This is a genomic window from Rhizobium sp. ZK1 (assembly GCF_047782645.1).
In the GTDB taxonomy this organism is placed as follows: domain Bacteria; phylum Pseudomonadota; class Alphaproteobacteria; order Rhizobiales; family Rhizobiaceae; genus Rhizobium.
In genome coordinates this window covers 2,983,146-2,996,761 of the sequence record NZ_CP180586.1, presented here as the reverse complement: position 1 = coordinate 2,996,761, position 13,616 = coordinate 2,983,146, and the positions used below count along the sequence as shown (strand labels likewise).

Genomic DNA, 13,616 nt, shown 5'->3' with positions numbered 1-13,616 from the left:
CGGGTCCACCGACACGCATCAGGCGATAGAAAAAATCACGACGAGCTATGACTGTCGCGTGAAAAGAACGTGACGCCAGTTTGCGTAGAAATGGCGAGAGCATACAACTTTCCAGCGATCTCAGGCATAGAGGGCAGCAAAGGCCGGCTGTCCCGCACTGGCCGAGCTTGCCTGTTCGGCCAGGAACAGACTGCTCAGTGGAGCACGGCGATGGCAGTAATCCCAGCCTCGGCAGCAGCGCGAATGATCGCCGCTCTCAATTTCTCAGGGTCAGCGTTGCCCTGCACGACATCAAGACAGACCTTGATCGCCGCAAGAAATTCCCCCCCGTCATCTGAGGGGAATTCCTTCATGAGCGCATTGGCGGCTCCAATCGCCGTGCGAACGGACAGGAGCCTATCCGGATCGTGAAACATCAGGATCACGGGATCGAATTCGATTGGGGTGTCCCATTCCATGACACAATACTCCAGATGGGATGGCTTGATGTTAACGATGCAAGGGGTGTGCCAGGGGAGGTGGGATCCAGCGCCACATGTGTTCTCGGCCCGATGTCGTGGCTCAATCCGGATGCAGCCGACAACGTCTTCCCCGTCACTGCCGGTAAAATCCTGCTTGCCTTCTGCCGGTCAGGTTTCACGTCATTTGTATTTCGGTTGATATTCGTGACTCATCTTGTCCGCTGGCGCTGGAACCTAAGTCTTCATCCCGAGTTAAACGCCGGACCGTGCGGCCGGGGGACTGATTGAGCCCTAACCCCCACTAAAGTTGGCTGTGCGGTCCGCCTGCATCCATCGCTCCGCGCCAGTCGTCTTCAATTCGGTTTTTGATCGTCCGGCTCCCCGCTCTCCGTTGACACTGCAGAATACGCCATGAATTCTATGTTTCGAGCTATCGCTGCAGGATGACCGTGATGAGCAGAGTTCGGACACTGATGATCGCCGGCTTGGTTATCGGATTGGAGATCCTGGCTTCATCGTGCACGGCTCATCGAAGTTCAAACAGCGCCGATTTCCAGTATCAGCCTGGGCATTCGAGGAACCCGGCATGCAGCCAGGGCTTCAGGCCGACTAATGCTTTATCCTGCAGGTATTGAACTGCGGCACAGTAAGGTGGCCGTAGCTGCATTCTCACGAAAGTAAGGCCGGCAACAGGCGGTGACCCGTCTGGAGCTGACCTTGGGCGCGACAGGTTCTGCATGGCTCGTCAGGCCTGGGCTGGTCAGGAGACGGACAGTTCAGCAATCCCAGCCTTGGCTGCAGCGCAGGGGGGGCTTTGCATTTAGGTATCTCCTCCATAGCTCTCCGGGGCCCTCCTTATTGTACAGATGACTGAACTGGGTATCAGAATAACGTAACATCACAGCGCAGCCTGATGCACCGTTGATCCGCCGGATCGTCAGCGTCTTATGCTTTCCCCGCAAGGCAGGATTCATCTGGTCCCGAAGCGGATGATGAAGCCATAAACGGATCTTCCCGCATCGCCGCAACGAGATATTCGATGATGGTTCTTACACGAAGCGGCATGTTGCGCCGCGAGGAGTAGACCAGGTTGATCGGCAGGCGGGCCGGCAGGAAGTCGGGCACCAGATTGATCAATCGCCCGGCGCCGATATCGGGTGCCGCCAGAATGTGGGTGAGGATCGCGATGCCGGCTCCGGCAAGCACGGCGCGGTGCACGGCAACGGCATTATCCAAGACGAGACGCGGCGCGATCCGCACCGCGACTTCATCGGCCCCGTTGGAAAACTGCCAGGAACGACCGCTGCCGCCGCGGCTATAGCAGATACAGTCATGGCGGCTCAGATCCTCGAGGATTCTCGGCATGCTTCGTTTTTCCAGATAGCTTGGCGATGCGACGAGAAAGGCCGTCGTCCAGCCGATCCTGCGGCATATCAGGCTGGAATCGGCAACAGCGCCGAGGCGCACTTCGAGGTCGATGCCTTCTCCAATCAGATCGGATGGCTCTTCGCGAAACAACAGTTCAACGAAAAGTTCCGGGTGGCGGTCGAGAAGAGTTGCGAACCGGTCGCTCATGTAAAGCCCCAACGGTGCCGGCAGGGAGAGGCGTACCCTGCCAGATGCGGTTCCCTCCGGACCGGCAGACTCGCCGAGTGCTTCAACCGCTTCGATAACCCTGAGCGCCATCGGGATCATCCGTTCGCCTTCGGACGTGAGTGCCAATGCCGTGGTCGAGCGATGCAGAAGACGTGTGTCGAGCTGGGCCTCCAGCGCCGAAACCTGCCGGGAAACCGCGGGCTGCGTCAGCTTGAGATCGATTGCGGCCGCTGAAAACGAGCCCGCCTCGGCAACCCGCAGGAATGTTCGTAACGCGCAAACGATGTCCATAACCGTCCCCTTCGTTCTCGACATAAGCCTTATGTCCGCCACTTGGGTCGAAAGGTCTTTACGCCCGATGCATTACAGATATTGTTTATCCTTAAGGATGTCAAATATCCTTAATTGGAGAGAGACCATGACCCTGCGTCTGAACTACGCCCAGAAATCGCCGGAGCTCCTGAAGAAGCTTTCGGACCTCAGCATGGCCCTGAAGGACAGCGCCATTGAGCAGAAGATCGAAGATCTCGTGCAAATCCGCGCATCGCAGATGAACGGCTGCGCCTTCTGCCTGGACATGCATGTCAAGGAAGCCAAGATCCATGGCGAGACCGAACTCAGGCTCTATCACGTTGCCATCTGGCGTGAATCGAACCTTTTCATCCCACGTGAACGCGCGGCCCTCGCCTGGACCGAAGCTGTGACGAAGCTGCCGGAAGGCGGCATTCCGGATGAGCTCTACGAGCGTGTGCGCGGCCAGTTTTCCGAGAAGGAAATTTCAGACCTGACCTTTTCGATCATGGTCATCAACGCCTGGAACCGCGCCAGCATCGCCTTCAAGACCGTGCCTGGCTCGGCCGACAAGCTCTACGGCCTCGACAAGGCCGGTCTTAACTAGGCTCTTCCCCCTGATGGACCATCGGACGACGCACGCCGCAAAGGCGGACGCGAATGAATGCATCTTTTGAAACAGGAGACAGATATGAACTTAAACAACACCCCGGCCCCCGGCGGGTCACGCTCCGAAGAGTTGGTTCCCTCGCGCTATGCGGTGCGGGTGGGCGAGATCGATGTGCTGGTGATCAGCGATGGCGTGCTACCGCTCCCAACCAAGATGTTGGGGCACAATGCCGACCCGACTGAGCGCGCGGCATGGCTGAACGGCATGTTCCTGCCGCCGGACGCTTTCGACTGGGCGTTGAACGTGGTCGTGGTGCGTAGCGGCGAGCAGACCATTCTCATCGACGCCGGCCTAGGATTGGACCCGGAGTTGAACTTGCCGCGGGCCGGGCAATTGATCAAGCGACTGGAGGCGGCCGGCATCGATCTTGGATCCGTAACTGACGTGGTCCTCACCCACATGCATATGGACCACGTTGGCGGGCTGCTCGTCGACGGAGTGAAGGAGCGGTTGCGTCCAGACCTGCGGATCCATGTGGCGGCGGCCGAGGTCAAATTCTGGGAGGCGCCCGATTTCTCTCACGTGTCCATGCCGCCCGGCTTCCCGGACGCGCTTCGAGCGGCCGCCAAGCAGTTCAGAAAAGTATACGAGAGTCAGCTGCAATTGTTCGATGAACAGTACGAGGTGGCGCCGGGGGTGGTCGTCTCCCGAACCGGCGGTCACACCCCCGGGCACAGCGTGGTCCGCGTGGCATCAGGCAAAGACCGGCTGATGTTCGCCGGCGATGCGGTGTTCGCGGTCGGCTTCGATCACCCCGACTGGTTCAACGGCTTCGAGCACGACCCGGAAGAGGCTGCCCTCGTCCGCGTTCGTCTTTTGCGGGAGCTGGCGGAGACCGGCGAACTTCTGGTGGCCACTCATATGCCGTTCCCCTCGGTTGGCCACGTGGCAGCCGACGGCGACCACTTCCGTTGGGTGCCGGTCTTCTGGGACTACTAACCGCCTGATTGCCAGAGGCGAGCCAGTCACAGCCTTCGGGGCCACGCGCCGGCTCAGCCGATTGGATCCCCGGCACCAGTAGGGCCGGCCAGACACTCGACCAACCATTCAGCAACGAATGAACAACGCGGTGCGCGAAGCAGCCGCAAATGGAGAAATTCATGAAAATTGTCATCATCGGTGGAACCGGCCTTATCGGTTCAAAGACGGCCGAGCGCCTCCGCAGGCAAGGCCATGAAGTCATTGCCGCCGCCCCGAACACCGGCGTCAACACGATCACCGGCGAGGGTCTCGCCGAGACGCTTGCTGGTGCCTCCGTCGTCATCGACCTCGCAAACTCACCCTCCTTCGAGGACAAGGCCGTGCTCGATTTTTTCGAGATATCGGGTCGTAATCTGATGGCGGCGGAAAAGGCCGCCGACGTGAAACATCATATCGCCCTTTCCATCATCGGCGTCGATCGCCTGCCCGAGAGCGGCTACATGCGTGCCAAGGTCGCCCAGGAAAAGATCATTCGGGGGGCCGGTATTCCCTATACGATCGTCCACTCGACGCAGTTCATGGAATTCCTCGGCGGTATCGCCCAGTCCGGCACGATCGGAAACACCGTGCGTCTATCGCCGGCCTATGTGCAGCCGATCGCCTCTGACGATGTCGCCGACAACGTGGCCGCCGCTGCGACTGCGGCGCCGATCAACGGCGTTATCGAGATCTCCGGTCCGGAACGTGTCCGGCTCAACGAACTCGTTGCCCGTTATCTGAAGGCTATGGGTGATGGGCGCGAAGTCGAGGCGGATACGGAGGCGCGATATTTCGGCGCCCGGCTGGAGGATGGCTCACTCGTTTCCGACAACAATCCGCGCCTCGGCCACATCACCTTCGAGCAATGGTTCGCAACCTCTGCCCGCAGATGATCGGATATCGGTGCGCCGCCACATGCTCCGCGCCGTCCCACTCTCAAGAAAAGGAATTTCGAGATGATCAAGCCAATTCTCGCCCTTGCCATGACTGCTCTCTTGTCCGCGACGGCCGCTGCCAATGATGCCGACGAAAAAGATGCCAAGGTCACTCTTGTCTACGAGCACGAGTTGCCGAACGTTCCCGGCAAAAGCATGAAAGGTGTTTTGGTCGAATACGGTCCGGGCGGCTTCTCCGAGGGCCACACACACCCATCGTCCGCCTTCATCTACGCGACAGTCCTCGAAGGAGCGATACGCAGTCAGGTCAACGATGGCCCTGTGAAGGTCTACAAGGCCGGCGAGAGCTTTTCGGAACTGCCGGGCGATCGCCACGGCGTCAGTGAGAATGCAAGTAAGACCGAGCCCGCGAAGCTGCTCGCGGTCTTCGTGGTCGATACTGCCCAGCAGGAACTGACGTTTCCGATCAAAAAATAGATGAACAGGCCGGGCGCCCGATCCGGTGCACGGCCGTTCTTCGATGCGATCAACCGTTATCGGTGATTCCTAACCATGTTTGGCGATGACCACTTCTTGCCGTTCCTTCTGATCAACATCCTGGGGATTGCCGGTATCGTCGTATGGCACTCACAGGGCAGTAACCGTCCGACAGGACGCCTGATCGCCCAGATCCTGTTCTTCACCGGCATGAGCCTCGTGCTCTACATGGGGGGCATCGCTCCGCATCAGCCCGATGACGTCTACACGGAGGGTTTTGTCGCGCTGCTCTCCAAATCGGCCAGAATTCTCTGGTGGACCCATCTCGCTTGGACGATCATCGGCTTCCTCCATCTCTATGTCCGACTCAATCGTAAGCCGCGGGAAGCCCACCTCATCCTGGATATGGCTGTAGCCGTCGTCTATGTCGGCATGGCGCTGTCGGTCACGGGCTTCGTTTTCGGTATGCCGATCGCTACATTGGTGACGACCTCCGGCATCGTTGCCGTCATCCTGGGTCTGGCTTTACAGAACACGCTCGGCGACGTCTTTTCCGGCATCGCACTGACGCTCGGCAAGGCCTATGCCATTGGCGATTGGGTCCAATTGAACGACGGCACCGCGGGTCGTGTCACCGAGACTAACTGGCGCTCCACCAACCTGCTGACCGGCGCCAACAACATTGTCGTGCTGCCAAACAGTATGCTGGCGAGGCAAGGCCTGACCAGCCTCAGCCGCCCCGACGAGACGCATCAGATCGTGTTAACCGTGCGCTTTGCCGCTGGGCAAAGGCCAAGCTTTGTCGAGGAAGCCATGCGGTCCGTGCTTCAGGCCAGCAGCCGTATTGTCAAGGATCCGCCACCGGCCGTCGCCCTGAAGACCATCGACGCGATTGCGATCGAACTGGAGTTGCAGTTCCGCGTCCCCAGTCTCGCCATAGGAATCTCAGCCAGGAACGAGATCATCGATCTCATCCATGATCAATGCGGGGCAAGCGGTCTTTCGCTGGCTGTGCCTGCCGAAAGCCTCGTGCATGTGCCGGCAACAACCCGCGGCGGGTCTTTCGCTCCGAGTACTGGAGCGCGCTCATCCAGCGCGCTTTAGAACCCACTCGAAGGTATCCTTCCAGATGGCTGGAGGCGTTTCTCGCGACAGTATTTCTCCAAGATCCGCCAGCGTGACGCCGCGCAGTTTCTGGCGCCAGGCTTCGTCGGCTTCCCACATGATGCGAGCCACGGCGCAGGGGCTGCTGTCGCAATAGCCCTTCGGGCGGCAGGGGTTGTTGGCGCGGATGTTGGCGCAGACAAAGGTCCGCGCTTTGCCTTCCACCGCCTCCGCGATATCGAGAAAGGTCAATTCCGCCGGCGGTCTTGCGAGGCGATAGCCACCGGATGGGCCGAGGGTCGAATGAACGAGCCCTGCCTGAGACAGGCTCTGCAGTGCCTTGGATAGGTATTCCTTCGGAAGCCCGTGCAATTCTGCCAGCGCCTTGGTCGACAGATAGCGCCCATCGGGCAGGCCAGCGAGAATGGCGCAGCAATGCAGCACCCACTCGACTTGGCTCTTTAAAATCATTGATCCGTTCCGGCGTGGAGAAAATCACCCTTATTATGGATATCAAATATCCCTATATCGGTCGCATGTAAACATGGAAGGTGGAGCCCTCCGGCTCGGGACATCTCAGCGACCAAGGCCCTATTGGATCCGCAGACCGCCGATCGTTGCGGTGTTACGCAGTCCGCTCACTGCCGCTTGCGCAAGGAGTTCGGCGGTCCGGAGAGCGATCGAGTGAAGCGTCTGCAGGGTTCGATGAGGCAAAATGAGCGCGACGCAACCCGATGTACCGCTGGATGGCAAAGCCGAATTCGCAATCAGGGCAGCATGGTACGATCCAAAGCGTGGTCGCAGGCAGCCTGCACACTCACGCGGCAATCTCGGCGTCAACAAGCTGGGCACTGACAGTGACGGACCCTTTCGGCGCAAAGGTGTTACCTATGTCTCAGGAAACCGTAACCTATGTGTCCGGGTCGGACACATCTAAAAATGGCGCACCCGACAGGATTCGAACCTGTGACCTTTGGAATCGGAATCCAACACTCTATCCAGCTGAGCTACGGGTGCATGCCTGACGATGTGACTCGTCGTCCGATGTCGTGGTTCTTAGCCTAGCTTTGGCTCTGCTTCAATCGCGAAGTTTACGGAATTTCTGTGGCTTGGCTTTTAAGGTGAGATTGGCCGGGCGCTGTTGCCGAAATGAAAACTCCGCCGGCCCCTTCGGGCGGCGGAGTTTGTTTGTCGAGCTATCGATCGATCACATTTGCATGGCGCCGGGGCCGGGGATGGCCTTCGGGGGCACTTTGCCGAGGATGATCATGCCAAGGACTTCGTCCTTGGTGACATCCTCGGTGCGTGCGTGGCCGACGACCTGGCCGTTTTTCATGACAGAGACACGGTCCGCGAGGTCGAAGACGTCGTGGATGTCGTGGCTGATGAGGAAGATGCCGATGCCTTCCTTTTTCAGCTGCTTGATGAGCTCGCCCACCTGCGCCGTTTCCTGCGGGCCAAGGGCTGCCGTCGGCTCGTCCATGATCAGGATGCGGGCGTTGAACAGGATGGCGCGGGCAATCGCCACGGACTGGCGCTGGCCGCCGGACAGCGCCTTCACTGGTTCCTTGAAGCGCTTGAAGTTGGGGTTCAGGCGGCCCATCACTTCGCGCGCCGAGGCTTCCATCGCGACGTCGTCGAGCGTGCCCCAGCGGGTCTTGAGCTCGCGGCCGAGATAGAGGTTGGCGGCGGCGTCGACATTATCGGCGACGGCGAGCGTCTGGTAGATCGTCTCGATGCCGAATTTCTTGGCATCGCGCGGATTGCGGATGTCTGCCGGTTCGCCATTGATCAGGATCTCGCCCGAATCGCGCTTGTAGGCGCCGGAGAGGATCTTGATCAGCGTCGACTTGCCGGCGCCGTTATGGCCGAGAAGGGCCACGACCTCGCCGGGATAGAGATCGACCGAGGCATTGTCGACCGCGTGAATGCCGCCGAAGGAGATCGAGATATTCTTCAGCTCGACGAGGGGAGTGCGTTGTTCAGCCATGGTTCGTACTCCTCTTACTTCGCACGGGAGCGATAGACAGTGTCGAGCCAGACGGCAATGACGAGCACCGCGCCGACGACGACGTTCTGGATGGGTGTGTCGACATTGGCGAGACCCATGCCCGACTGCAGCGACTGCATGACGAGCGCGCCGAGCATGGCGCCGGCAATCGTGCCGGTGCCGCCTGCCAGAGACGTGCCGCCGATGACGGCTGCTGCGATCGTGTAGAGCTCGTAGGTCGTGCCCTGCGAGTTGGCGGCGGCGTTGAGGCGCGCCGTAGAGATCGCGGCGGCGACGGCTGCGAGGAAGCCCATTAGCGCGAAGATGCGCACCGTGACCCAGCGGGTCTTGATGCCGGCGAGTTCGGCCGCTTCCGGGTTGCCGCCGATCGCGAAGACATAGCGGCCGAAGCGCAGGCGGGTGGCGATGAAGGTCATGACGATGCCGACGAGGACGGCGATCAGCACGGGTACGGCGATGCCGTAGGGGATCATCAGGCCGGTTTCCGGCACGGTGATGTTGTTGGCTTCGGCATAGCGCTTGGCGATTGCCGGCGGCCAGTAATAGATCGTCGACACCCAGATGGCGCCGAGCACCAGGGCACAGCCGAGAACGCCGAGGACATATTCGGCCCAGAGCGGACGGCGCGGGAAGTTGAAGCGCCGGCGCTGGTGGCGCGAGCCGATGATCGAGACGACGATCAGCATGCAGGCGACCGCGCCGATGATCCAGCTCCAGGTGGCACCGATTGCGCCTTCGGCGCCGCCGCCCATGATGCGGAAGGTGGTGTCCAGCGGCGCGACGGTCTGGCCGCTCGTGACATACCAGGCAAGGCCGCGCCAGGCGAGGAAGCCGCCCAGCGTGACGATGAAGGAGGGCACACCCATGAAGGCGATGATGACACCCTGGAGCAGGCCGATGGCCGAGCCGACGAGGAGGCCTGATATCAGCGTGATCACCCAGGTGAAGGAATTGTCGAAGCCCAGATATTGCGGCAGGAACTTCGCTTGGACCACGCCCATGATCATGGCGACGAAGCCAAGGATCGAGCCGATCGACAGGTCGATGTTGCGGGTGACGATGACCAGCACCATGCCGGTCGCCAGCACCGCGATTTCCGTCGTCTGGACCGAGAGGTTCCAGAGGTTTCGGGGCGTGAGGAACAGGCCGCCGGTATAGAAGTGGAAGCCGATCCAGATGACCAGCAGCGCGGCGATCATGCCGAGAAGCCGGGTATCTATTTCCGTCGCCCTGAGGAAGCGCGTGAAGGGGCCTTCAACTGCCGTGCGCGGGCCTGAGGATGTCGATTGGGTGATGTCTGCCATGGGTTTGCCGTTTCCCCCATTTGTTTGGGCGCGGGCCGCTTCCGGATGGAATGCCGGCCGACGATCGCCCTGTTCTTGATGTGACCACCGGGACGCTTCCGAAAATAGCCGATCACAACGGCACCATTCTGGCAGGGAATCAAAGCATCCGCGATGCGCGCGAGAACGGAGAAGCGCCACTGAGCGGGCTTCATCCGCATCCGGCGCCGCAGCGGAGGGCCGCTGCGGCGCCGGTATTTTCAAATCAGCCGGCGAGGGTTAGTCGCAAGCCTTGACGGTGCCTGCCTTGACGCCCTGGCAGGCTTCGGCCTTGGAAATCCAGCCAGCGTCGATGACGACGTTCAGGTTGTCCTTGGTGATGGCGAGCGGGGTCAGGAAGATGGACTGCATCTTCACCTTCTTCGGGCCGCCTTCGAAGGTCTGAACGCCTGCGACCTTGTCCATGGTCGTGCCGCCGGCGAGATCGAGAGCGATTTCAGCGGCGCGCTTGCCGAGTTCACGGCTGTCCTTCCAGACGGAAACCGTCTGCGTGCCCAAAGCGATGCGGTTGAGAGCAGCCTTGTCGGCGTCCTGACCGGAAACCGGAACGGAACCGGCCATGCCCTGCGCATCGAGAGCGGCGACGGCGCCACCGGCGGTGCCGTCGTTCGAAGCAACGACAGCGTCAACCTTGTTGTTGTTGGCGGTCAGGAACTGCTCCATGTTGCGCTGGGCGTTCTGCGGCAGCCAGCCATCGGTATAGGCTTCGCCGACATTCTTGATCTTGCCGGCGTCGATGGCAGGCTTGAGGACTTCCATCTGGCCTGCGAATAGGAAGTCGGCGTTCGGGTCGGAAGACGAGCCCTTGATGAAGACGTAGTTGCCTTCCGGCTTTGCCTTGAAGACTTCCTGCGCCTGCAGGCGGCCGACTTCCTTGTTGTCGAAGGTGATGTAGAAGGCAGCCGGGTTTTCGATCAGGCGGTCGTAACCAACGACCGGGATGCCCTCGCTGGCGGCCTTTTCGACGGCCGGGCCGATGGCGTCGGAGTCCTGGGCAAGAATGATGAGAGCGTTTGCGCCCTGCGAGATCAGCGACTCGACGTCGGTGAGCTGCTTTGCAGCCGAAGACTGGGCATCAGCGGAAATGTACTTTGCGCCCTTGGCTTCCAGTGCCTTCTTGATGGCGGCTTCGTCGGTCTTCCAACGCTCTTCCTGGAAGTTCGACCAGGAAACGCCAACGACGAGGTCGGCAGCCATGGCCGCCGTATGCATGGAAACGAGGATGGCCGCCCCGGCCATCAGCTTGTAAATAGACTTCATATTCGTCCTCCCGAGTGAATTGCAGCCGGCCCGGCCTCAGCCTCCTCCGGCCACCGCGAAAGCCTGCCCAGAAAGGTTTGGATTATTTTCTCGACAGTCGAGAAATTTAGTGTCAGAGATTTTTTCAACTGTCAACACCGCACTGCCGGCTCAATTTCCTTTGACGAAAGCGGCCGGAGATGCTGTGGCAATGAGGGGCGGAACGAACGGGGAAGAGGCGGCGATAGATGCTGACCAAGTCGAGCACGGAGCTCGTACGGCAGAGAAACAGCGTGCTCGTGCTCGCCACTCTTCGCCGCCACGGGCCGCTTGCTCACACTGAAATATCCGATTTCACGCGGCTGTCCTCCGCGACCGTTTCTGCGATCACCGCCGATCTGGAAAGAGCGCAGATCATCGAGAAATCCGAGCAGCAGGCGGCCAGCGGACGCGGGCGTCCGCGCGTGCTTCTGCGCCAGCGGTGCGACTGCGGCTATCTCATCGTCGTCATCATCTCCTCGGATGCCGTGCAATATTCCCTCGTCGATTATTCGGGCAAGCTGATCGATCGCTTCAGCGAGGAGAGGTCGCATGATCCTGATGGGGCCGCCCGCTTCGTAACCGGCGTGCGGGAAGGGCTCGAGCGCGTCCTGTCGCGCTCGCGCATCGAGCGGGAGAAAGTGCTGCTCATCTCGATCAGCAGCAAGGGGCTCGTCAATTCCTCCGAGCCGGTCCTCGTCTGGTCGCCGATCTTCGGCAGCGAGCAGATCGATTTCGAATCGGCCCTCAGGTCGGACTGGCCGGCAAAAATCATCCTCGACAACGAGACGCTGCTGGTGGCTGCCGCCCTCGGTGCCCGCGAGGAGAATGTCAAAGGCGCGGATTTTCGCTCGCTCGCTGCCCTTTCGCTCGGGCACAGCATCGGGCTCGGAATCGTCAGGCGGACGAGCCATGGCGGGCGTGACGTCTCTGCGCCCAATTTCGGGCATATGCTGCATCTGGCCAATGGCGGGCTTTGCCGCTGCGGCACGCGCGGCTGCATCGAGGCCTATGCCGGCTTCTACGCCATCCTGCGCACCGCCTTCGAAGTGCCGCTTGATACGATCCCGGCAAAGTTCGTGCCGCTGGCCGAGCTCGACAAGATCGCTGCACGCGCCCGCCAGGGCCACCGTATCGCCGGCTTCGCCTTCCGGCAGGCGGGGTTGGCACTCGGCAACGGATTGTCACGCATGCTGAGCCTGACGGAGCGCATGCCGATTGCCATTACCGGGGTCGGCACGCGCTATTACGATCTGCTGCGGCAGGGGATCGAGGAGGGGCTCGGCCAGTCCCATGTGGTGCGCATGGAGGGCATGCCGGAGCTCCGGGTCGTCGCAGACGAACAGATTCTCGTCTTTGAAGGACACCTGAACCGGGCTCTGGCCGTCATCGATGAGGATATCGTCGTGGCCGGTGTCCAGGGAATCAATTGAAGCGGGAAGGCTGATGCAACCTCACTCCGCAGAAACGAGAAATGGCCGGGTTCCTCACCCGGCCATCTCATTGTGGCGACCGTCGGGAGAGGGCGGTCAGCCGATCTTGACGAGCTTGCCTTCCTTGACGGACTGGACGGCGGCATCGGCGAGTGTCAGCGCTGCCAGGCCATCGGCACCGGACGGAGAGATTTTCGAGCCCTTTTCTATCGCGGCGATGAAGCTGGCGATCTCGTTGGCATAGGCCTCGGTGTAGCGGGTCATGAAGAAATCGTGCAGCGGCGGGCGGGTGTAACCGTCGGCGTTTGCGACTTCGATCGAGACCGGGCGCTGGTTTTCGGCCGAGACGACGCCCTTGGAGCCATGCGCCTCGATGCGCTGGTCGTAGCCATAGGTGGCGCGGCGCGAGTTGGAGATGATGGCCTGCTTGCCCGACGCGGTCTGCAGGATCACCGAGACGCTGTCATAATCGCCCGCTTCACCGATCGCCTTGTCGACGAGCACGGCGGCGGTCGCGACGACCGAGACCGGCTCTTCGCCGAGCAGGAAGCGGGCCATGTCGAAATCGTGGATCGTCATGTCGCGGAAGATGCCGCCCGAGCGCTTGATGTAATCGACCGGCGGGGCGCCGGGGTCGCGCGAGGTGATCGTCACCATCTCGACATCGCCGATCTTGCCGTCGTCGATGACCTTGCGCACAGCCATGAAATGCGGGTCGAAGCGGCGGTTGAAGCCGACCATCAGCTTGGCGCCGGTTTCTTCCACGACCTTGATGCAGGCTTTTACGCGCGCAACGTCGAGATCGATGGGCTTTTCGCAGAAGATCGCCTTGCCGGCGCGGGCAAAGCGCTCGATCAGGTCGGCATGCGTATCGGTCGGTGTGCAGATGACGACGGCGTCAATATCCTTTGCGGCTTCGATGGCTTCGATGCTACGCACGTCGCAGCCATAGGCGGAGGCGATCGCTTCGGCAGCCTGCGGGAAGGCGTCGGCGACGGCCACGAGCTTTGCATTGGCATCGCCGCTGACGGCTTTCGCATGGACCTTGCCGATGCGGCCGGCGCCGAGAAGACCAAATCTTACTGTCATTACTGCC

General features: G+C 60.9%; 13 protein-coding genes and 1 tRNA gene. 6 read left to right on the top strand and 8 right to left on the bottom strand.

The annotated features are described in order from the left end of the window. Positions 1–194: 194 nt before the first annotated feature. On the bottom strand, positions 195–458 hold the full coding sequence (locus tag ACK9YZ_RS15405; RefSeq protein WP_416064396.1) for a DUF982 domain-containing protein: 264 nt from the start codon (positions 456–458) through the stop codon (positions 195–197). Positions 459–1,406: 948 nt separating this feature from the next. Then, a complete protein-coding gene (locus tag ACK9YZ_RS15400) occupies positions 1,407–2,348 on the bottom strand; it encodes a LysR family transcriptional regulator (protein WP_216755509.1) in 942 nt (313 codons plus the stop codon). A 127-nt stretch (positions 2,349–2,475) separates the two neighbouring features. Here ACK9YZ_RS15400 and ACK9YZ_RS15395 point away from each other — a divergent pair, with 127 nt between their 5' ends. The 5 genes from ACK9YZ_RS15395 to ACK9YZ_RS15375 all read left to right on the top strand — a co-directional run bounded on the left by ACK9YZ_RS15395 (position 2,476) and on the right by ACK9YZ_RS15375 (position 6,455). Further along, positions 2,476–2,955 (top strand): carboxymuconolactone decarboxylase family protein, encoded by a 480-nt coding sequence (locus ACK9YZ_RS15395; protein WP_183728060.1) that lies wholly within the window; start codon positions 2,476–2,478, stop codon positions 2,953–2,955. Positions 2,956–3,039: 84 nt separating this feature from the next. After that, a complete protein-coding gene (locus tag ACK9YZ_RS15390; RefSeq protein ID WP_416064395.1) occupies positions 3,040–3,957 on the top strand; it encodes an MBL fold metallo-hydrolase in 918 nt (305 codons plus the stop codon). A 161-nt stretch (positions 3,958–4,118) separates the two neighbouring features. Then, a complete protein-coding gene (locus tag ACK9YZ_RS15385; protein WP_416064394.1) occupies positions 4,119–4,871 on the top strand; it encodes an SDR family oxidoreductase in 753 nt (250 codons plus the stop codon). Between the two features lie 63 nt (positions 4,872–4,934). Next, positions 4,935–5,351, top strand: coding sequence for a cupin domain-containing protein (locus ACK9YZ_RS15380; RefSeq protein WP_416064393.1), 417 nt, complete (start codon positions 4,935–4,937; stop codon positions 5,349–5,351). A gap of 75 nt (positions 5,352–5,426) precedes the next feature. Then, positions 5,427–6,455, top strand: coding sequence for a mechanosensitive ion channel family protein (locus ACK9YZ_RS15375; RefSeq protein WP_416064392.1), 1,029 nt, complete (start codon positions 5,427–5,429; stop codon positions 6,453–6,455). On the opposite strand, the gene ACK9YZ_RS15370 is transcribed toward ACK9YZ_RS15375, so the two are convergent. The 5 genes from ACK9YZ_RS15370 to xylF all read right to left on the bottom strand — a co-directional run bounded on the left by ACK9YZ_RS15370 (position 6,438) and on the right by xylF (position 11,069). After that, positions 6,438–6,926: an RrF2 family transcriptional regulator gene (locus ACK9YZ_RS15370; RefSeq protein WP_416064391.1), complete on the bottom strand. Its 489-nt coding sequence runs from the start codon at positions 6,924–6,926 to the stop codon at positions 6,438–6,440. The two genes, ACK9YZ_RS15375 and ACK9YZ_RS15370, sit on opposite strands and share 18 nt — an antisense overlap. Positions 6,927–7,395: 469 nt before the next feature. Further along, a tRNA-Arg gene (locus tag ACK9YZ_RS15365) sits at positions 7,396–7,472 on the bottom strand. A gap of 190 nt (positions 7,473–7,662) precedes the next feature. After that, positions 7,663–8,445 carry an ATP-binding cassette domain-containing protein gene (locus ACK9YZ_RS15360; RefSeq protein WP_416064390.1) on the bottom strand — a complete coding sequence of 261 codons (783 nt, stop codon included), beginning with the start codon at positions 8,443–8,445 and terminating at the stop codon, positions 7,663–7,665. A gap of 14 nt (positions 8,446–8,459) precedes the next feature. Next, complete coding sequence (locus tag ACK9YZ_RS15355; RefSeq protein ID WP_416064389.1) at positions 8,460–9,770, bottom strand: sugar ABC transporter permease; 1,311 nt, start codon at positions 9,768–9,770, stop codon at positions 8,460–8,462. Positions 9,771–10,028: 258 nt separating this feature from the next. Beyond that, complete coding sequence (xylF, locus tag ACK9YZ_RS15350; protein ID WP_416064388.1) at positions 10,029–11,069, bottom strand: D-xylose ABC transporter substrate-binding protein; 1,041 nt, start codon at positions 11,067–11,069, stop codon at positions 10,029–10,031. A gap of 227 nt (positions 11,070–11,296) precedes the next feature. Here xylF and ACK9YZ_RS15345 point away from each other — a divergent pair, with 227 nt between their 5' ends. Continuing rightward, positions 11,297–12,520, top strand: a complete 1,224-nt coding sequence (locus tag ACK9YZ_RS15345; protein ID WP_416064387.1) for an ROK family transcriptional regulator — start codon at positions 11,297–11,299, stop codon at positions 12,518–12,520. Positions 12,521–12,616: 96 nt separating this feature from the next. Here ACK9YZ_RS15345 and iolG read toward each other — a convergent pair whose 3' ends face one another. After that, positions 12,617–13,609: an inositol 2-dehydrogenase gene (gene iolG, locus ACK9YZ_RS15340; protein WP_416064386.1), complete on the bottom strand. Its 993-nt coding sequence runs from the start codon at positions 13,607–13,609 to the stop codon at positions 12,617–12,619. Between the last annotated feature and the right edge of the window lie 7 nt (positions 13,610–13,616).